The following is a 17404-nucleotide window of genomic DNA, read 5'->3' as shown; positions in this document are numbered from 1 at the left end:
ACCAGATCATGCCTCATCCCCCGGGGCATCGCCCGCGACGTCCAAGGCATCGCGCCGCAAGGTGAAACGGCGGCGCAGCAGCAGGAAGGCCACCAGCAGAAAGACCAAGGGTACCGCGAAGAGCGGCCAGGTCAATTCGGTGAGCTGGGGCGCATAGCTGACGTAGTCGCCGTAGCGTTCGATCAGCCAGGCGCGAATCTGCTCAGGCGTTTCACCAGCCGCAATTCGTTCGCGCACCAGGCTGCGCATCGAGCCCGCGATCGGCGCGTCCGAGTCGGCGATCGACTGCCCTTGGCACTGCAGGCAGCGCAGCGTCTCCATGAGCGCCTTGGCGGTGCGCTCCTTGGCCGGATCATCGAGCTGGCGATAAGCGTAGGGCGCGGTCGACTGCTCCTGCTGCGCCAGCGCCGGGGCGGTAAGCGCGAAAAGCGCTGTCAGGGCCAGCAACAGCCGTTTCATCGGCCCGCCTCGTCCAGCTTCTGGAGGATCATCGCGAGCTGGTCCGCGCGGATTTCGCCGACGTGCTGGTAGCGGATCACGCCCTTCCCATCGACGATGTAGGTCTCGGGAACGCCCGAAGAACCAAGCGCAAGTTGCACCTGTCCGTCGTCGTCCGCACCGATGCGCTGATAGGGATCACCGTTCTCCTGCAGGAAGGCGAGCAGGTTGTCCTTCGAATCGCGTACCGAGATGCCTTCGATCGGCACGCCCGCCTTGGCCAGCTCCGCAAGCTGCGGCGCCTCGACCCGGCAGGGAATGCACCAGCTGGCGAAGATGTTGACGAGATGCGGCTTCCCATTGGTGAGCACCGCGCTGGCGAGGCCGTCGCGGCCGGGCAGCGCGGGCGGCAGGTCAAAGGTGGGCATCGGCTTTCCGACCAGTGCGCTGCGCACCGTATGATCGGCCGGGCGCAGCAGACCGATCAGGACGAGCGCCACGAAAGCCGCGAAGACCCCCAGGGGCAACCAGATCGTCCAGCGGCGCGGACGCACGCCGGCGCTTGTCTCGCTCATCGCCTTGTCGCTCATGCCCGTTCCTCCCGCAGCCTCTGCTCATCGTCCCGCCGGTCCGCGATGCGATCGCTGATGACGCTGCGACGGAGGTCCGTCGTCACGCGGCCCATGAGCGCAAGCAGGCCACCGAGCGCGATCAGCAGGCCGCCGATCCAGATCAGCGGCACGAAAGGCTTCCACCACAGCCGCAGCTGCCAGCGTCCGCCCTCGGCCTCGCCGCCCAGAACCGCGTAGAGCTGCCCGTTCCAGCGCGTGAGCAAGGCCGATTCGGCCGTGTTCTGCGGCGGCGCCCAGAACGTGCGCGACTGCGGCGCCAGACGAACGACCTTGCCGTCCCCGCCATAGCGCACCAGCAGGCGCGCCTGAAGTGCGGTCCAGTTGGGACCGGCGATCGGCTCGATGCGGTCGAGCTTCACGCCCCAGGGGCCGACCTGGGTGATCTCACCCACGTGCACGGCCACCAGCTTCTCGCTCGAGAACGCGCTTTCGCTGCTCATGCCGATCAGCGCCACCGCGATGCCGAAGTGCGCGAGGACCATTCCCCAGACCGCCAGCGGCAGACGGCGCAAGTTGCGCCCGCGCAAGGGCAGCACGCTCGCCCAGGCGAGCCCGACGCCCAGCACCAGACCGAGGAACGGCAGCAGCGGCACTTTGGCGAAGGCGACAAGAGCAATACCCATCGCGACGACCAGCATGGCCGGAATGACCAGCCCCTTGCCGACTCGCGCGAAAGTATCGCGGCGCCAGCGCAGCAAGGGCCCCACGGCGAGCACCAGCAGCATCGGCACCGCGAACAGCGCACTCATCGGGTTGAAGTAGGGAGGCCCCACCGAGACCTGTGCACCAAGCGCCTCAGCCAGCAGCGGGTAGAGCGTGCCGAACAGCACGATCCCCAGGATCGCGCAAAGCAGCACGTTGTTGATCACCAGCGCGCCCTCGCGGCTGACGGGCGCGAAGCGCGTGCCTTCGCTCACCGTACCCGCGCGCAAGGCGAAAAGCGTAAGTGCCCCGCCGATGTTGATGGCAAGCAGCGCCAGGATGAAGCTGCCGCGCTCGGGATCGACGGCGAAGGCGTGCACGCTCGTCAGAATGCCCGACCGCACCAGGAAGGTGCCGACCATCGACATCGAGAAAGCAACCACGCCCAGCATCACCGTCCAGGTGCGCAGCGCGTCGCGCGAGGCGAGCACGCCGACCGAGTGCAGCAACGCGGTCGCGGCGAGCCAGGGCATGAGCGAGGCGTTCTCGACCGGGTCCCAGAACCACCAGCCCCCCCAGCCCAACTCGTAATAGGCCCAGTACGAACCGGCCGTGATGCCGACCGTCAGGAAAATCCAGGCGCCCAGCACCCAGGGCCGCATCGCGCGGGCGAAGGCGGGCCCCACCTCGCGCGTGACGAGCGCGCCGATGGCGAAGCTGAACGCGATGGATAGGCCAACGTAGCCCAGGTAGAGCGTGGGCGGATGGAACGCGAGGCCAAGGTCCTGGAGGAGCGGGTTGAGCCCCTGCCCTTCGGCTGGAACCGGCGAAAGCCGCTCGAAAGGGTTCGAGGAAAGCAGCAGGAAGGCATAGAAGCCCAGGCTTACGAAAGCCTGTCCGGCGAGCGTCGCCAGCATCGTCCGCTCAGGCAGGCGCCGCTCGATAAGCGCGACGAAAGCGCCGCCAAGGCCCATCACCGTCACCCACAGCAACATCGAGCCCTCGTGGTTGCCCCAGGCCCCGGCGATCTTGAAGACGAGCGGCTTCATCGCGTGCGAGTTGAGCGCGACGAGCTTCACCGAAAGGTCGGTGACCGCAAAGACGTAGATCAGGCAGAAGAAGGCGAAGAGCGCGAGCAGGCCCTGCACCACCGCGACGGGACGCACCACGCCGCCCAGCGCCGCGCCGCGTTCGGTCTGCGCCAGAGCGCCGCCCAGCAGTTGCAGCCCGGCGAGTGCCGCCGCGAGCCAGAGCGCGGCCAATCCCAGTTCCGCGATCATTTGCCCTTGGCCATTGCCTGCTGCATCTGTTTGCCCGTCATGTTCTGCATCTCTCGCGGTACGTAGTTCTCATCGTGCTTGGCGAGCAGGTTGTCGGCAACGAACGTGCCGTCCGATCCCATATGCCCTTCGGCAACGACGCCCGATCCCTCGACGAAGAGCGAGGGCACGATGCCGCGGAAGGTCACCGGCACCTTGGCCTGGTTGTCCTCCACGACGAAGGCGATGCTCACGCCATCGGGCAAGGTGTGGATCGAGCCCTTTTCGACCATCCCGCCCAGACGCACCCCGCGCGAGGATTCCGGCGGATTGGCGATGATCTCGCGCGGCACGTAGAAGTAGCTCGCCTGGTTGCGAAGCGCCCAGATCGCCAGGATCGCCGCGCCGATCAGCACGACCATCGCGATGCCGAGCAGGACCAGGCGCTGGTGTTTTGCCTTGATAGCCATCGTCTCTCAGCGCTTCCTTGCTTCGTCGCGCCGCTTTTCCGCGCGCTTCATCGTGATCAGCGACCAACCGACCATAAGGGCCGTGCCACCCACGCCGATGGCATAGGCGGCCATGACGAAGGTCCAGGGATCAAGAGCTTCGCGCATCGATCAGTTTCCTTGCGCCAGGGCCTTGCGGCGAAGCCGCGCCTCGGCCTGCTGCTGGGCGAGAATGGCGCGCATGCGCGCCAGCACGACGCCTGCAAAAAGCAGCGTGAAACCCAACATCGCGATCAGCAAGGGCCACAGGAACGCGCCCGACATCGCCGAGCCGCCGGTGGTGATGCTGGGCGGTTGATGCTGGCTGTTCCACCAGATGACCGAATAGTGGATGATCGGAATGTTTATCGCCCCGACCAGACCGAAAATCGCGGGCGCCTTGGAATCCGCGCCGTCCGAAGCTTCGCTTGCCTGAGCGAGCGCGATCCAGCCGAAATAAAGGAACAGGAGGACCAGCATCGAAGTCAGCCGGCCGTCCCACACCCACCAGGTCCCCCACGCGGGACGCCCCCAGAGCGAGCCCGTGACGAGGCAGATCGCGGTAAACACCGCGCCGGGTACCGCACAGGCTCGGGCCGCGATGCCCGCCAGCGGATGGCGCCAGACAAGCTGCGTGAAACTGGCGATGGCAATGCCGCTCCAACCGGCCATGCCCAGCCAGGCCGAAGGCACATGGAGGTAAACGATGCGCACCGTTTCGCCCTGCAGACGCTCCGCAGGCGCGAAGAGGAGGCCCCATCCCAGGGCCGCAAGTGCGATGAAAATGCCAGCGCCCATGCACAGCGGCATGAGCCAGCGTGCAATGCGCAGGAAACGGGCAGGATTGGCAAAGCCGTGCATGATCCGCGCTTCTAAAGACCGCACCGAAAGGAGCAAGTGACTCGCGTCAAAGATACGTCATTTTCACCCGGGAACCGGGCTAAAGTATCACGAAGCTGGAAGAAAATGGGGCGATTGATGGGGTTCGAACCCACGACCTCCGGTACCACAAACCGGCGCTCTGACCAACTGAGCTACAATCGCCACACGTCCCGTCTGACCGATGCAGGCCGGGAAACATCCGCTGTCTGGGAGAACGTTGCCGTCTCCTCTGTGCGGGAGCGCGCCTTTGCACACAGATGCGGTGCTTGCCAAGCAAAAAAGCGATGCAAAGCACAACTCATGCAATTTTCTTGGAGGCAGGCACGGTCTATCGTGCCCGCCATGGTCGCCACTACCGATTCCTACGCCGTCCCGATCCAGGCCCACCCCGGCGCGTTGCGCGTCCCTTCGCCGCGAATCGAGATGTACATCCTGCGCGATTTCCTCACGCCCGCGCAGTGCGACACGCTGATCGCGCGGATCGAATCGCATCACCGCCCCTCCACGATCACCGGCTACAACGGCGACGACGTCTTCCGCACGAGTTCGACATGCGATCTTCCCTCCAGCGATCCCGACGTCGCCGACCTGCGCAACCGGCTCTGCGCGCTGTCGGGCATCGCGATCACGCACGCCGAACCACTCCAGGGCCAGCGCTACGAGGTGGGTCAGGAATTCAAGGCCCACACCGACTACTTCGAACCCGACCGACCCGAGTTCGCCAAGTACTGCTCGGTCGCCGGTCAGCGGACCTGGACCTACATGCTCTACCTCAACACGGTCGAGGCCGGTGGCGCCACGCGATTCAAGGTCGCCGACAAGATCATCCAGCCCGAACGCGGCAAGCTGGTGTGCTGGAACAACCGCCGCCCGGACGGTTCGCCCAACCCCGCCACGCTCCACCACGCCATGAAAGTGCGCAAGGGCCGCAAGTATGTCCTGACGCAATGGTTCCGCGAACACCCCTGGGGCTGATTCGCCAGCCACGTAGTTTATCGCGGGCGCGATTCAGCACCGGACAACCCTTGCTCGACTAGTCTTTGCGCTTGTTGCAGCGGACGAGACAGGATCCCGCCACGATGACCAGACCCGTGGCGCCCGGCGCCGCATCTCCGGCGGTGAGCCTCGACGAGAGACGCCGCGAACACCGCCACCCGACCCGCCATCGCCTGTTCCTGCGCACCAACGGCGCACCGCGCGGGCGCGTCTGGCTTGTCGATCTCTCCAGCCACGGGTGCTGCGTCCAGGCAGACGGCCTCGACTTGAGGCCGTCGCAGGCGCTCACGCTCCACCGTGGCGCCGGGGTTGAATACCTCGCTTCGGGACACGGCGCGCTCGTGCGCTGGGTTCACGAGGACCAGGCAGGCCTCGAGTTCGTCAAGGCCATCGGCGCTTCCGACACGCTCTGGCAGGGGCTCATCGCCGAGTGCGACACCCGCTGACCCCGCCTCGCCCGGTTCGCATTGTACAACGAAAAAGGGCGGCCCCGCAGGACCGCCCTTTTTCGTTAACAGGTTCGGATGAACCGGTCGCTCACTTCTTGTTGAGCGAGAGACCACCGAAACGCTTGTTGAACTGGGCAACGCGGCCGCCTTCGTTGACGCGCTGCTGACCACCGGTCCAGGCCGGGTGCGTGGTGGGATCGACGTCCAGAACGAGCGTGTCGCCTTCCGAGCCCCAGGTCGAGCGGGTCTGGAAGGTCGTGCCGTCGGTCATCTGCACGGTGATCATGTGGTAGTCGGGATGCGTATCGGCCTTCATGTCGTAATCTCTCTTGCATATGGCCGGTTCCGACCGGCCTGCCCTGGAAAGCGGCGCCCTTACCGCGCGGCGTGCAAAAATGCAAGCCCTGCGCGGCAACGGCGGTCAGGATCGCCGATCAGGCGTCCGCGATCATCGCCGTGAAGGCAACCTCGCAGGTCACCTTGCCGTCGATCGAAGCCTCGCCCGCGAACTTGCAGACGCGCGCGCGCTTCTGGACGAAGCTGACCTTGAGATCGAGCAAGTGGCCGGGCGTCACGGGATTGCGGAACTTCGCGTTCTCGATCGCCATGAAATAGACCAGCTTGCCCGAACCGGCGAGCCCGAGCGTCTCGATGGCGAGGATGCCCGCCGTCTGCGCCAGCGCCTCGATCTGGAGGACGCCGGGCATGATCGGACGACCGGGGAAATGGCCCTGGAAGAAATCCTCGTTGAAACTCACGGCCTTGACCGCGTGGATCGATTCCTCGTCGAAGGAAACCACACGGTCGACCAGCAGCATCGGGTAGCGATGCGGCAGGGCCTGGAGGATCTTCGGGATATCGTAGACCAGTTCGCCCGGTTCGCTCATCTTGCCTGTACTCTCGTCTTCAGAAAATCAGCGGCCTGCGGGGGCCTTGGCGCCGGCGGCCGGAGCCTGCTGGCCGGCCGCGGCGGCCTGGCGAGCGCGCGCTTCACGGACCTGGCGCGGTTCCCAGCCCTGCGGCGGGACGATCTGCGCGCTCGGGATCGCGGTGTTGAGCTCGTTCAGGATGTCCTGGTTGAGCGAGTAGGCACCGTCCGAAATCGCCTGGATCGCCTGCGGGTTGAGCAGGATGGTGACCTTCTTCTTGGTCATTGCGGTCTTGACCGCGTCGTTCAGCTTGTCCTCGATCTGCTCGTTGACATAGGCTTCCGACAGCGAGACGGGCGCCAGGATCTGCTGCAGTTCCTGCTGGCCCTGCTGCTGGATCTGCTGGATCTGCGCGGCCTGCTGCTGGAGAGCGGCCTCGTTGGGCTTCGCGGCGCGGCTGTCGGCCTGGTACTTCTGGATGAGCGGGTCGAGCTGGGCCTGGATCGCGGTGCGGCGCGCATTGGCCTGGTCGATCTGCGCCTTGTAGGTGGTCGCGCGCTGCTCACGTGCGGTCTTGTTGGCGTTCGAGCTCATCACGATGCCTTCCAGGTCGGCGACGCCGAGGCCCGGAACGATGGTGCCCGAGGTCTGCGCCGAGACGGCGGCCGGAGCGACAACGGTGGCCAGCGCCAGGGTGGACGCCAGCGCAGCGGACTTGAAAAGGGTTTTCATCAGAATTGCGTTCCCACGTTGAAATTGAAGACCTTCGTGTCGTCGCCCTCGCGCTTGAGGAGGACCTTCGAGATGTTGATGCGGAACGGCCCGAAGGGCGAATTCCAGTTCACGCCGACACCCACGGCAACACGCGGCAACCAGGTGTCGCCAACGTAAGTCTCGGTGAAGTAGCTCGTCGAACCGATCGCCTGGTTGGCGATGCCGTTTGTGGTCGAACTGGTGGTCGTCGTGTAGCTCGACGAGTCGTAACCGTTCGCGGTACCGTTGTTGACATAGTACAGCTGGTTGCCGTCGCTGTCGCGCGTCCCGATGAAGCAGCCGGAATCGCCGTCACACTGCGTCAACTCGGGCTTCTTCGTGCCCCATACCGCACCGACGTCGGCGAAGATCGAAGGACGCAGGCCCATTTCGCGTGCCCCCGAACCCAGCGGAATCTCGAGCTCGGCACGGCCCATGTAGTAGTACTTACCGCCCAGCGCGTCGTCCGACTTGCTCGACTTCGCCGAATCCTCGTCGTTCACCGGACCGCTGTAGTACTGGCGAATGACGCGCGGGCCGATGCCGCGGATCGCGAAGCCGTTGATCTGCGGCTCACCGAGGTAGAAACGGTCGGTCAGGCGCACGTAGTCGTCGCCGCCGTAGGGCTCGATCAGGCCACCCTCGCCCTGCAGCGAGAAGATGAAGCCCTTGCCGATCGAATAGTACTTCGCCGCGTTGGCCCGCAGACGCACGTACTTCACGTCGCCGCCAAGACCGGCCACGTCGGCGCTGATCTGCGCCGTCACGCCGCGCGTCGGATGCATGCGGTTGTCGAGCGTGTCGTAGATCAGCGAGGACCCGACGATCGAGCTCAGGCGCTTGCCGATTGCGTCGCACAAGTAACGGCCGGCGCGCAGCGGATCGCACGAATAATCGCCGTTGTCGTCGATCGAGTAGAACTGGCTCTTGGAGAGCGAGACGTCGTCGTAGTTCAGCGTATAGCGCGCGACGGCGGTGATGTACTCGGTCACCGGAACACCCGCACGAACCTGGAAACCGGTCGTGGTCTGCTCGTAGGTCGTGTTGCGATCCGAGTTGTAGTAGTTGAAGTTGTTGTAGTCGCGACGGTAGATGTCGACGCCGAGCGAGATGTTCTTGTCGAACAGGTAGGGCTCGACGAAGCTGGCCTGGACCGACTTCGAGTAGGACGAATAGCTGCCCGAAAGACCGATCGTCTGGCCGCGGCCGCGGAAGTTGCGCTGCTTGATCGAGGCCTGGAAGATGAAGCTCTCGAGGCTGGAGAAACCGGCCGAAAGCTGGAGTTCGCCGGTCGGCTTCTCTTCGAGGTTCGCCTCGAGCACGATGCGATCGTCCGCGCTGCCCGGCTTCTGCTCGACTTCGAACTTCTCCTGGAAGTAGCCGAGCGACTTGATGCGGTTGGTCGAGCGCTTGACCTGCAGCGAGTTGAACGCGTCGCCCTCGGCAAGACGGAACTCGCGGCGCACGACCTTGTCCTGGGTCAGCGTGTTGCCGTTGATGTCGATGCGCTCGACATAGACGCGCGGTGCCTCGCGGATCACGAAGGTCAGCCCCATGGTGAGGTTGTCCTTGTCGCGATCGTACTGCGGACGCACGTCGGCGAAGGCATAGCCGAAGGCACCGGCGGTGTTGTTGAGGTTCTCGATGGTGTCTTCCACCATCTTGGCGTTGTACCAGTCGCCCGCCTTCATCGGCAGGTTCTTCGAAAGCTTCTCGCTGTCGAAGTCGCGGATCTGGCTTTCGACCTTCACGTCGCCGAACTTGTAACGCTCGCCTTCCTCCACCACGTACGTGATGATGAAGTCCTTCTTGTCCGGCGTGAGCTCGGCCACGGCCGAAACGACGCGGAAGTCGGCGTAGCCTTCAGTCAGGTAGAACTGGCGCAGCTTCTGCTGGTCGAAGGCCATGCGATCGGGATCGTAGCTCGTCGCCGACGAGAACAGGCGGAAGAAGCGCGACTGCTTGGTCACCATCTGCGAACGCAGCTCTCCGTCGGAGAACTCCTTGTTGCCGATGATGTTGATCTGGCGAACCTTTGACTTGTCGCCCTCGGTGATCTCGAAGACGATGTCGACGCGGTTCTGGTCGAGAGCCACCATCTTGGGCTCGACGGTCGCGGCGTAACGGCCCTGACGCTTGTAGAGCTCGATGATGCGCGCAACGTCCGCACGGACCTTCGAACGGGTGAAGATCTGGCGCGGGGCGAGCTTGATCTCGGGCGTGATCTTGTCGTCCTTGATGCGCTTGTTGCCCTCAAGGATGATGCGGTTGATGACCGGGTTTTCCTGAACCTCGACCACGACGTTGCCATTGTCGTTGGTGACCTCGACCGTCTTGAACAGTTCGGTCGCGTAAAGGTCCTTGAGCGCGCCGTCGGCCGCCGCCTTGGTGTAGGGCTGGCCGATGCGCAGCTTGATGTAGGAAAGCACCGTCTGCTGCTCCAGGCGCTCGGCGCCCTTCACGGTGATCGACTTGATCGTCTGCGCGCCAGGTTCGGCGGTCGTTTCCACCGGAGCGGCCTGGGCCCCGTCGTCCTGGGCGAAAGCATTTCCCGGCGCGCCCGCAAGGATCGTGGTCCCAAGGAGCACGGCCGCGACGTGTGACGTGCGGCGAGCCTCAGTGCTGCGAACCATTTTCACTCCGATCATTCCAAGCAAATTCCCGATAAACGCGTCTGCGCGATCTACGACTAAATTCACAGGTCTGCACCAAAACCTGCGCAAGACCGCAGCCATCTGCCTGATGCGCTCGCCACGATCAAGCAGCCAAACCCGGCGACGCCAAGATCCCTGAAGTTTTTTCCGCCCTATCCCCCGAAAATCGGCAAGGCGACAATGTCGTTCACTGTGACGAACAGCATCAGGGCGAGAAGAAACATTACCCCCGTGCGGATCGCCCATTCCTGGCTACGTACGTCCAGGGGTTTGCGGCGGACCCATTCCGCTGCGTAGAAAGCCAGATGTCCTCCGTCGAGCCCCGGAATTGGCAGGAGGTTGATGAATGCCAAGTTAATCGAAATGAAGGCCGCGAAGCCCACGAAATTCTCCCAACCCAGCGAAAATTGCTGCCCCGAGGCCTGCGCGATCTTGATCGGCCCGCCCAGTTCCTTGACCGAGCGTTCGCCGAATACGATCTGGCGCAATCCTGTCAGCATGTCCGAGAGCAACTCGAAGGACCGGTCGAACCCGATCGCCACCGCCTTGAACGGTCCAACGGGCACCAGACGCCCGATCTGCGCCTCGACGCCGATCATGCCGACCGCCTTGGCCTTGCCCTCGCCATCGGGCCGCATCGCCTTCTGGACGGGCACCAGGAAAACGTGGCGCGCGCCTTCGCGCAGCACGGTGAAGCGCAAGGTCTGCCCGGCCCTTGGCTGGACTTGCCCGACCACATCCTGGAAACTGGTGACGTCGACGTCGTCGATGCGCACGATCCGGTCGCCGACCGCGAAGCCGGCCGCCTTGGCGGGGGAATCCGGCGCAAAGCCGGCCACGACAGGCTGGTCGAACGCGATCCCGAGATCGCCGATCCGCGCCTTCTTGCCAAAGCCGTCGTCGATCTCGCGCGTTGCGATCGTGACCGGCAGGCGCACTTGCTTTCCCGCCCGCTCGACCACCACCGGCACGCGCCCGTCGGCATGCAGCATCACGTAGCGCGCTACGTCCTGCACGTCGCCCACGCCCTGCCCGTCGATCGAGACGATGCGATCGCCGATTGCGAGCCCCGCGGCCTTCGCCGCCGAATGCTCGGCGAAATCGGAAATCACCGGCTCGATGACGCGGTTGCCCTGGAAGAACGTGAAGGCGGCAAAGATCGCGACGCACAGCAGCAGATTCGTCAGCGGCCCGGCGAACACGATCAGCGCGCGCTGCCACAAGGGCTGGAACTGGAACATCTGCGCCCGCTCCTGCGGCGAAACCGATGCAGCAGCACCACTATCGGGGGCACTCGCCGGGTTCATGTCACCCGCGAACTGGACGTAGCCGCCAAGCGGCAGCGCGCTCAGCTTCCAGCGCGTGCCGCGCCGGTCGGTCCATCCGGCCAGCTCCTTGCCGAAGCCGACCGAGAAAGCCTCGGCCTTCACCCCGAACAGGCGCCCGACGAGGTAGTGGCCCAGTTCATGAATCACCACGAGCGGCCCGAGCACCAGCAGGAATGCGAAAACGGTTGTCAGGACGCCCATTGCGTCAATTCCCTTCGATCAGGCGCATGGCATCAATCCTAGCGCTTGCTGACGCGCCTCGGCGTCGACGGCAAGCACTTCGTCGAGGCTTGCAGGCGCGCAGGGCGCGTAGCTCGCAAGCACGCGCTCAACGTCCTCGGCAATCCGCGTGAAGCCGATCCGGCCCCGCAGGAAGGCGTCGACAGCAACCTCGTTCGCCGCATTCAGAACCGCAGGCATCGCACCTCCGGCCCGAGCCGCCTCGCGCGCCAGGCGCGTAGCCGGGAAACGCACTTCATCCGGGGCCCGGAAAGTCAGCTCGCCGATGGCGGCAAGGTCGAGCGGACCGCAGGGGGTCTCCATGCGCTCGGGCCAGGCCAAAACCGAGGCGATCGGCACGCGCATGTCCGAGGGGCCGAGCTGCGCCAGCGTCGAGCCATCCTGGTATTCGACCATTGAATGCACGATCGACTGCGGGTGCACGACGATGCGGAGCCGATCGAGGCCGACCGGAAAGAGGTAGTGCGCCTCGATCAACTCGAGGCCCTTGTTGAACATCGTTGCCGAATCGACGCTGATCTTGGCGCCCATCGACCAGTTGGGATGCTTGACCGCCTGCGCCGGGGTTGCCGCCGCCAGCTGCTGGGCCGTCCATTCGCGGAACGGGCCGCCACTGGCCGTCAACGTGATCGCGCGCACGTGGCTCGCCTTGTTGCCCTGCAGGCATTGAAAAATCGCGTTGTGCTCGGAATCGACGGGCAGCAGTGTCGCGCCATGTTGCGCGACGGCGGCAGTCATGATCCCGCCCGCCGAAACGAGCGCCTCCTTGTTGGCGAGGCCGATCAGCCCGCCCTGCTCGATCGCCGCCATCGTGGGCGCAAGGCCCGCACAACCGACGATCGCGGCGATGGTCATGTCAACGCCGCGTGCTGCGGCCTCGACCAGCGCCTGCGCGCCGCCGGCCGCCTCGATCCCGCTGCCCGCCAGCGCCTCGCGCAGTTCGGGAAGACAGGCCTCGTCGGCGACAACCGCGATCTCGGCCGAGAATTCGCGGGCAAGCTTCGCAAGTGCAACCGCATTGCCATTGGCGGTCAGGGCGACCACCCGCCACGCATCGCGATTACGGCGGATCAGGTCGAGTGTGGAACTGCCGATCGACCCGGTCGCTCCCAGAATGGATATCGTGCGCTGTTCTTGCGTCATTGCGCTGATCATGGCTGAAAGAGGATCATCAGGGCAAGCACGAAGAGCACCGCCAACAGGCCGTCGACCCGGTCGAACAGCCCACCGTGTCCCGGAATGAGATTCCCGGAGTCCTTGAGGCCCGCCCGGCGCTTCATCCAGCTCTCGAGGAAATCACCGCCTTGGGCACAGACCGCAAGGATGATCCCGAAGAGCAGGCACTGCGCAAAAAGCGCGACCGGATTGGCGGTCAGGTACCAGCAGGGCTGCGAGCCGAAGCACGCCTGGTGCGCCGCAGGATCGCTCGAAGCGCTGATCGCAAGGCTGCCCCGGTGCCAGAGCATGACCGCCCCGAACAGGACGAGCGTCGCCCCGGTGCAGCCCCCCACCAACCCCGACCAGGTCTTGGACGGGCTGATCGCAGGTGCGATCTTGGGCCCCCCGAAGGTACGCCCGGCAAAATAGGCGCCGACGTCGACCGCGATGACGCACAGCATCACCGTCAGGAGGGGGGCCAGCGTAAAGGCCGGGTTACGCAGGAACAGGAGCATCGCCGCGCCCACCCCCACGTAGAACATGCCGGCAAAATTCCAGAGGCCGCGGTGGACCGGGTCCTGCGTCGCCCGGCGCGCCATGCGCACCCATTCGTAGAGCACGCCAAGCGCCACGGCGCAGACGAAGGCCGTCCACAGGACGCCGCCCATCCACACCGCCGTGCCCGCGAGGGCAAGCATGACCACGGCCGAGGCCGAACGCACCTTGAGGTCCGAGGCCCCCTTCGCCTTGCGGTCAGCGCCCTCCATAACGCCTCTCGCGGCCGGCAAAGCACGACAGTGCCTCGCGCAGATGGTCGAGCGTGAAGTCGGGCCAGAGCACGTCGGTGAAGTAGAGCTCGGCATAGGCACATTGCCAAAGAAGGAAGTTCGAAAGACGCACTTCCCCCGAGGTGCGGATCAGGAGGTCGAGCGGCGGAAGCTCCGCCGTGTCGAGCTCGGCCGCGATCGTCTCGGGCGTGATCGCGCCCTTGGCGGCGGCCTTGCTCGCCGCGCGCGCGATCTCATCCTGCGCGCCGTAGTTCAGCGCGACAGCCAGCGTCGTTCCCGAATTCGCGGCGGTGCGTTCGATGGCGCCCTCGATCAGCTCGACGACGTCGGGCTTGAAGGCCGAATAGTCACCGATGATCTTGAGGCGCACGCCCGCCTGCGCAAACTCATCGAGGTCCGAGAGGATGAAGCGCTTCATCAGGCTCATGAGGTCGGAGACCTCTTCCTCCGGACGGCGCCAGTTCTCGGTCGAGAAGGCATAAAGCGTGAGCGCTTCCAGTCCCAGCTCGCGGGCTCCACGCACCACCCGGCGCACGGCCTCGACGCCGCGCTGGTGGCCCATGGCCCGCGGCAGGAAACGCTTCTTGGCCCAGCGCCCGTTGCCATCCATGATGATGGCAACGTGGCGCACGGACTTCGGTTCGTCGGCCCCCATCAGACCCCTCCCAGGACGAACAGTGTGGGCATCACTTGCCGAGGATTTCCTTTTCCTTGGCCCCGTAAGCCTCATCGACGGCCTTGATCTGCTCGTCGGTCAGCTTCTGCACGTCGGTCTCGGCACGCTTGCGGTCGTCTTCCGAGATTTCCTTCTTGTTCTCGTCGGCCTTGAGCGCTTCCATGCCGTCACGGCGCACGTTGCGGATCGCGACCTTGGCCTTTTCTGCGTACTGACCGGCGATCTTGGCAAGCTCCTTGCGGCGCTCCTCGGTGAGGTCGGGGATCGGCAGACGCAGCGTGTTGCCGTCATTGATCGGGTTGAGCCCGAGACCGGCCGAACGGATCGCCTTCTCGACCGGGCCCACGTTCGACTTGTCCCACACCTGCACCGAGATCAGGCGCGGTTCGGGGACCGAGACGGTCGCCACCTGGTTCAGCGGCATCTTCGAGCCGTAGACTTCGACCGTCACCGGATCGAGCAGCTGGGTGCTGGCACGGCCGGTGCGCAGGCCCGTCAGGTCGCCCTTGAGCGATTCCACGGCACCCGCCATGCGGCGTTCGAGATCATCCTTGTCGTACTTGGCCATCGTCAGGCTCCTTTCTGCACGATCGTCTTGGTGCCTTCGCCCGCCAGAACAGCGGCGAGATTGCCCTGTTCGCGGATCGAGAAGACGACGATCGGAATCGCGTTGTCGCGGCATAGCGCCACGGCGGAAGCGTCCATGACCTTCAGGTTGTCGGCCAGGACGGTATCGTAATCGACGCTGTCGTAGCGCTTGGCGTCCGAGTTGGTCTTGGGGTCGCTGTCGTAGACCCCGTCGACACTCGTGCCCTTGAGCAGCGCGCAGCAGCGCATTTCGGCGGCGCGCAGCGCGGCGCCCGAATCCGTGGTGAAGTAAGGGGCGCCCACGCCCGCGGCGAAGATCACCACGCGGCCCTTCTCGAGGTGGCGCTCGGCGCGGCGGCGGATCACCGGTTCGCAGACCTTGTCCATCTCGATGGCCGACTGCACGCGCGTGGGCACGCCGAGCTGCTCGAGCGCATTCTGCATCGCCAGCGCGTTCATGACGGTTGCGAGCATGCCCATGTAGTCAGCCTGGGCGCGGTCCATGCCGCGCGCGGCGCCGGCCATGCCGCGAAAGATGTTGCCACCGCCGATGACGAGGCAAATCTCGAGGCCGGTGTCCTTGGCCGCCTTAACTTCCTTGGCCAGTTCCGCGACGAATTCGGGATCGATCCCGAACTGCTGGCTGCCCATGAGAACTTCACCCGAGAGCTTGAGAAGCACGCGTTTATAGGGGGAGGAACTCATCGCCGCACAATCTCCTGAACTGGGGGTCGGCAAGGGCTTTAGGAGGGCGCGTGCGCCTTGCCAAGGGCGAGAACCTAGATTTCCGGACGGATACTGCGTTCGGTATTGTTCAGCTGACCAAGGCCATCCGCTTGTCGTAGCTTTCCTGGGCCAGGGCGACCGCATCCATGCGCGTCTGCGCCCAGGCGATCATGGCCTGCAAGGCCTCGAGAAGCTCGCCGCCGAGCGGCGAGATCGTATAGCTCACGCGCACCGGAACGCTCGCCACGACATGGCGCTCGACAAGTCCATCGCGCTCGAGCGCGCGCAGCGTCTGGCTCAGCATCTTTTGCGAGACGCCCTCGATCCGCCGCCGCAAGGCATTGAAGCGCATCTCCTGGGCGCCGAGCGTCGTCAGGATCAACACACTCCACTTGTCGGCGATGCGATCGAGCAACTGGCGCGTGGGGCAATTAGCCGCGAAGACGTCGGCCTGGCGAACGGCGGTTACTGCGGCGTAACCCGGTGCGGAAAAAGTGCCTTCTTGCATGATCGCTGACGATAGCACACCTGGTACCCATTGGTAACCACATAAGGACTAAACCATGAAGATTGCCGTTTTGGGCGCCAGTGGACGCGCCGGATCGCAGATAGCCCAGGAAGCCGCCGCACGCGGCCACGTCGTCACCGCGATCGCGCGCCACCCCGAAAAGATCCCGGCCTCGCCGGGCATCACGCCCGTGGCTGGCGATGCGGCCGACGGGGCCGCCCTCGCCCCGCTGATCGCCGGAAGCGAAGCCGTCATCAGCGCGCTGCATTTCGACGTTCCGGCCAGCACGCTCCTTGCGGCGCTGCGCGCAGCCGACGTCCCCCGCCTGCTCGTCACTGGCGGCGCGGCCAGCCTGAAAGGCCCGGACGGCGTGCGTCTCATCGATGGCCCCTGCTTCCCCGAGGACTGGAAGCCCGCCGCGCTGGGTGGCATAGCTTTCCTCGAGGACCTCAAGGCCAGCACCGACATCGACTGGACCTTCTTCTCGCCCGCGATGATCATCTTCGAAGGCGAGCGCCTCGGCCACTACCGCAAGGGCGGAGACGACCTCGTGGTCAACGACAAGGGCGAGAGCACGATCAGCTTTGCCGACTACGCGATCGCGATGGTCGACGAACTCGAAGCCCACGCCCACAGCCGCGCCCGCTTCACCGCCGCGTACTGAACTTGGACCGCGCGCCAGGCTCAGCGCTGCCGGGCCTGGCGATCCAGATTTTCGGCGCGATAGAAGGCGGTCAGTTCGCGTGGCGATCCCAGGCGAAGCACGGGGATGTCGAGCCTCTCGACTTCCCGCGCATAACGCTGGCGGTTACGGCGTGTCGGGCCGACGATGTGGTGGATCATCTTCCACTTGATGCTGTCGCGCCCGCCGAGCAGCGCGCCTGCCCGCTCGCGCTCGAACAGGCACCTTCGTACGTATCGCCAGAGGCTGGTCGCCGTCGGGACATCGAGGAGGATCACTCCGGTGGCACAGGCGAATCGCCGAGGAAAATTCGCCGAATAGTTCCCGTCCAGCACCCACTCAGGCGCCGCGATGGCGGCCTCGTGAAGGGTGGCAAAGTCGCCTGGAGGTCGCGGCAGCCAATCGGTTCCGGGCAGATGGTAAAGGACATCGAGATGAACGACTGGCAAGCCTTTCGCGACGCCGATCGCCTGCGCCAGCGTCGACTTCCCCGAACCTGACGGACCCAGAACGCAGATTCGAGGCCCCAGTTGATCGAGGGAAAGCATGGTGGACCGCCCGGAATGTCGAAGTCCGAGAGGCTATCCCCGCTCGGCACGATGGCCAAGAAAAAGGCCGCAGGAGCGTGTGCTCCTGCGGCCTTTTTCG

The 17404-nt window shown here is 65.1% G+C and carries 21 protein-coding genes and 1 tRNA gene; 3 read left to right on the top strand and 19 right to left on the bottom strand.

What is annotated here, in order from left to right:
* Window positions 1-6 precede the first annotated feature (6 nt).
* The 7 genes from HT136_RS06800 to HT136_RS06770 form a co-directional block, all read right to left on the bottom strand.
* On the bottom strand, window positions 7-459 hold the full coding sequence (locus HT136_RS06800; protein ID WP_214198829.1) for a cytochrome c-type biogenesis protein: 453 nt from the start codon (window positions 457-459) through the stop codon (window positions 7-9).
* Window positions 456-1028: a DsbE family thiol:disulfide interchange protein gene (locus HT136_RS06795; protein WP_425516884.1), complete on the bottom strand. Its 573-nt coding sequence runs from the start codon at window positions 1026-1028 to the stop codon at window positions 456-458. Before HT136_RS06795 ends, HT136_RS06800 begins: the two co-directional genes overlap by 4 nt.
* The gene (locus HT136_RS06790; protein ID WP_214198828.1) at window positions 1025-2992 is read right to left on the bottom strand and encodes a heme lyase CcmF/NrfE family subunit; all 1968 of its coding nucleotides are present in this window, start codon (window positions 2990-2992) and stop codon (window positions 1025-1027) included. Before HT136_RS06790 ends, HT136_RS06795 begins: the two co-directional genes overlap by 4 nt.
* Window positions 2989-3441 carry a cytochrome c maturation protein CcmE gene (ccmE, locus tag HT136_RS06785; RefSeq protein WP_214198827.1) on the bottom strand — a complete coding sequence of 151 codons (453 nt, stop codon included), beginning with the start codon at window positions 3439-3441 and terminating at the stop codon, window positions 2989-2991. The genes HT136_RS06790 and ccmE overlap by 4 nt, the downstream gene beginning before the upstream one ends.
* Before the next feature lie 6 nt (window positions 3442-3447).
* Entirely contained in the window at window positions 3448-3588 is a 141-nt protein-coding gene (locus HT136_RS06780) for a hypothetical protein (RefSeq protein ID WP_214198826.1), read from the bottom strand.
* A gap of 3 nt (window positions 3589-3591) precedes the next feature.
* Window positions 3592-4320, bottom strand: a complete 729-nt coding sequence (ccmC, locus tag HT136_RS06775) for a heme ABC transporter permease CcmC (RefSeq protein ID WP_214198825.1) — start codon at window positions 4318-4320, stop codon at window positions 3592-3594.
* A gap of 106 nt (window positions 4321-4426) precedes the next feature.
* Window positions 4427-4503, bottom strand: a tRNA-His gene (locus HT136_RS06770).
* 180 nt (window positions 4504-4683) lie between these two features.
* On the opposite strand from HT136_RS06770, the gene HT136_RS06765 reads away from it, so the two are divergent.
* Together HT136_RS06765 and HT136_RS06760 are read left to right on the top strand one after the other, a co-directional pair.
* The gene (locus HT136_RS06765) at window positions 4684-5316 is read left to right on the top strand and encodes a prolyl hydroxylase family protein (RefSeq protein ID WP_214199211.1); all 633 of its coding nucleotides are present in this window, start codon (window positions 4684-4686) and stop codon (window positions 5314-5316) included.
* Between the two features lie 104 nt (window positions 5317-5420).
* Window positions 5421-5783, top strand: coding sequence for a PilZ domain-containing protein (locus HT136_RS06760; protein WP_214198824.1), 363 nt, complete (start codon window positions 5421-5423; stop codon window positions 5781-5783).
* Window positions 5784-5874: 91 nt separating this feature from the next.
* On the opposite strand, the gene rpmE is transcribed toward HT136_RS06760, so the two are convergent.
* From rpmE to HT136_RS06705, 11 genes are all read right to left on the bottom strand, one after another.
* On the bottom strand, window positions 5875-6102 hold the full coding sequence (gene rpmE / locus HT136_RS06755; RefSeq protein WP_214198823.1) for a 50S ribosomal protein L31: 228 nt from the start codon (window positions 6100-6102) through the stop codon (window positions 5875-5877).
* A gap of 118 nt (window positions 6103-6220) precedes the next feature.
* Window positions 6221-6673 carry a 3-hydroxyacyl-ACP dehydratase FabZ gene (fabZ, locus tag HT136_RS06750; protein WP_214198822.1) on the bottom strand — a complete coding sequence of 151 codons (453 nt, stop codon included), beginning with the start codon at window positions 6671-6673 and terminating at the stop codon, window positions 6221-6223.
* A 27-nt stretch (window positions 6674-6700) separates the two neighbouring features.
* Complete coding sequence (locus HT136_RS06745) at window positions 6701-7387, bottom strand: OmpH family outer membrane protein (RefSeq protein WP_214198821.1); 687 nt, start codon at window positions 7385-7387, stop codon at window positions 6701-6703.
* Window positions 7387-10041, bottom strand: coding sequence for an outer membrane protein assembly factor BamA (bamA, locus tag HT136_RS06740; protein WP_246543431.1), 2655 nt, complete (start codon window positions 10039-10041; stop codon window positions 7387-7389). The genes HT136_RS06745 and bamA overlap by 1 nt, the downstream gene beginning before the upstream one ends.
* A 173-nt stretch (window positions 10042-10214) precedes the next feature.
* On the bottom strand, window positions 10215-11591 hold the full coding sequence (gene rseP / locus HT136_RS06735) for an RIP metalloprotease RseP (RefSeq protein ID WP_214198819.1): 1377 nt from the start codon (window positions 11589-11591) through the stop codon (window positions 10215-10217).
* 18 nt (window positions 11592-11609) lie between these two features.
* Window positions 11610-12773 carry a 1-deoxy-D-xylulose-5-phosphate reductoisomerase gene (locus HT136_RS06730; RefSeq protein ID WP_214198818.1) on the bottom strand — a complete coding sequence of 388 codons (1164 nt, stop codon included), beginning with the start codon at window positions 12771-12773 and terminating at the stop codon, window positions 11610-11612.
* A gap of 8 nt (window positions 12774-12781) precedes the next feature.
* On the bottom strand, window positions 12782-13555 hold the full coding sequence (locus HT136_RS06725; protein ID WP_214198817.1) for a phosphatidate cytidylyltransferase: 774 nt from the start codon (window positions 13553-13555) through the stop codon (window positions 12782-12784).
* Window positions 13542-14231 (bottom strand): polyprenyl diphosphate synthase, encoded by a 690-nt coding sequence (gene uppS, locus HT136_RS06720; protein ID WP_214198816.1) that lies wholly within the window; start codon window positions 14229-14231, stop codon window positions 13542-13544. The genes HT136_RS06725 and uppS overlap by 14 nt, the downstream gene beginning before the upstream one ends.
* Before the next feature lie 31 nt (window positions 14232-14262).
* Window positions 14263-14820 carry a ribosome recycling factor gene (frr, locus tag HT136_RS06715; RefSeq protein ID WP_214198815.1) on the bottom strand — a complete coding sequence of 186 codons (558 nt, stop codon included), beginning with the start codon at window positions 14818-14820 and terminating at the stop codon, window positions 14263-14265.
* A 2-nt stretch (window positions 14821-14822) separates the two neighbouring features.
* The gene (pyrH, locus tag HT136_RS06710) at window positions 14823-15545 is read right to left on the bottom strand and encodes a UMP kinase (protein ID WP_214198814.1); all 723 of its coding nucleotides are present in this window, start codon (window positions 15543-15545) and stop codon (window positions 14823-14825) included.
* 109 nt (window positions 15546-15654) lie between these two features.
* Window positions 15655-16074: a winged helix-turn-helix transcriptional regulator gene (locus tag HT136_RS06705; RefSeq protein WP_214198813.1), complete on the bottom strand. Its 420-nt coding sequence runs from the start codon at window positions 16072-16074 to the stop codon at window positions 15655-15657.
* Window positions 16075-16129: 55 nt separating this feature from the next.
* Here HT136_RS06705 and HT136_RS06700 point away from each other — a divergent pair, with 55 nt between their 5' ends.
* Complete coding sequence (locus tag HT136_RS06700) at window positions 16130-16738, top strand: NAD(P)-dependent oxidoreductase (RefSeq protein ID WP_214198812.1); 609 nt, start codon at window positions 16130-16132, stop codon at window positions 16736-16738.
* A gap of 20 nt (window positions 16739-16758) precedes the next feature.
* On the opposite strand, the gene HT136_RS06695 is transcribed toward HT136_RS06700, so the two are convergent.
* On the bottom strand, window positions 16759-17304 hold the full coding sequence (locus HT136_RS06695; protein WP_214198811.1) for a P-loop NTPase family protein: 546 nt from the start codon (window positions 17302-17304) through the stop codon (window positions 16759-16761).
* Between the last annotated feature and the right edge of the window lie 100 nt (window positions 17305-17404).

Source organism: Novosphingobium profundi (assembly GCF_018491765.1).
GTDB lineage: Bacteria > Pseudomonadota > Alphaproteobacteria > Sphingomonadales > Sphingomonadaceae > Novosphingobium > Novosphingobium profundi.
This window is presented reverse-complemented; position numbering and strand designations above follow the sequence as displayed.

Bases quoted from the DNA above. Each gene is read 5' to 3' on its own strand.
- HT136_RS06800 (WP_214198829.1), bottom strand. From the start codon at position 459: ATGAAACGGCTGTTGCTGGCCCTGACAGCGCTTTTCGCGCTTACCGCC.
- HT136_RS06795 (WP_425516884.1), bottom strand. From the start codon at position 1,028: ATGAGCGACAAGGCGATGAGCGAGACAAGCGCCGGCGTGCGTCCGCGC.
- HT136_RS06790 (WP_214198828.1), bottom strand. From the start codon at position 2,992: ATGATCGCGGAACTGGGATTGGCCGCGCTCTGGCTCGCGGCGGCACTC.
- ccmE (WP_214198827.1), bottom strand. From the start codon at position 3,441: ATGGCTATCAAGGCAAAACACCAGCGCCTGGTCCTGCTCGGCATCGCG.
- HT136_RS06780 (WP_214198826.1), bottom strand. From the start codon at position 3,588: ATGCGCGAAGCTCTTGATCCCTGGACCTTCGTCATGGCCGCCTATGCC.
- ccmC (WP_214198825.1), bottom strand. From the start codon at position 4,320: ATGCACGGCTTTGCCAATCCTGCCCGTTTCCTGCGCATTGCACGCTGG.
- HT136_RS06765 (WP_214199211.1), top strand. From the start codon at position 4,684: ATGGTCGCCACTACCGATTCCTACGCCGTCCCGATCCAGGCCCACCCC.
- HT136_RS06760 (WP_214198824.1), top strand. From the start codon at position 5,421: ATGACCAGACCCGTGGCGCCCGGCGCCGCATCTCCGGCGGTGAGCCTC.
- rpmE (WP_214198823.1), bottom strand. From the start codon at position 6,102: ATGAAGGCCGATACGCATCCCGACTACCACATGATCACCGTGCAGATG.
- fabZ (WP_214198822.1), bottom strand. From the start codon at position 6,673: ATGAGCGAACCGGGCGAACTGGTCTACGATATCCCGAAGATCCTCCAG.
- HT136_RS06745 (WP_214198821.1), bottom strand. From the start codon at position 7,387: ATGAAAACCCTTTTCAAGTCCGCTGCGCTGGCGTCCACCCTGGCGCTG.
- bamA (WP_246543431.1), bottom strand. From the start codon at position 10,041: ATGGTTCGCAGCACTGAGGCTCGCCGCACGTCACACGTCGCGGCCGTG.
- rseP (WP_214198819.1), bottom strand. From the start codon at position 11,591: ATGGGCGTCCTGACAACCGTTTTCGCATTCCTGCTGGTGCTCGGGCCG.
- HT136_RS06730 (WP_214198818.1), bottom strand. From the start codon at position 12,773: ATGACGCAAGAACAGCGCACGATATCCATTCTGGGAGCGACCGGGTCG.
- HT136_RS06725 (WP_214198817.1), bottom strand. From the start codon at position 13,555: ATGGAGGGCGCTGACCGCAAGGCGAAGGGGGCCTCGGACCTCAAGGTG.
- uppS (WP_214198816.1), bottom strand. From the start codon at position 14,231: ATGGGGGCCGACGAACCGAAGTCCGTGCGCCACGTTGCCATCATCATG.
- frr (WP_214198815.1), bottom strand. From the start codon at position 14,820: ATGGCCAAGTACGACAAGGATGATCTCGAACGCCGCATGGCGGGTGCC.
- pyrH (WP_214198814.1), bottom strand. From the start codon at position 15,545: ATGAGTTCCTCCCCCTATAAACGCGTGCTTCTCAAGCTCTCGGGTGAA.
- HT136_RS06705 (WP_214198813.1), bottom strand. From the start codon at position 16,074: ATGCAAGAAGGCACTTTTTCCGCACCGGGTTACGCCGCAGTAACCGCC.
- HT136_RS06700 (WP_214198812.1), top strand. From the start codon at position 16,130: ATGAAGATTGCCGTTTTGGGCGCCAGTGGACGCGCCGGATCGCAGATA.
- HT136_RS06695 (WP_214198811.1), bottom strand. From the start codon at position 17,304: ATGCTTTCCCTCGATCAACTGGGGCCTCGAATCTGCGTTCTGGGTCCG.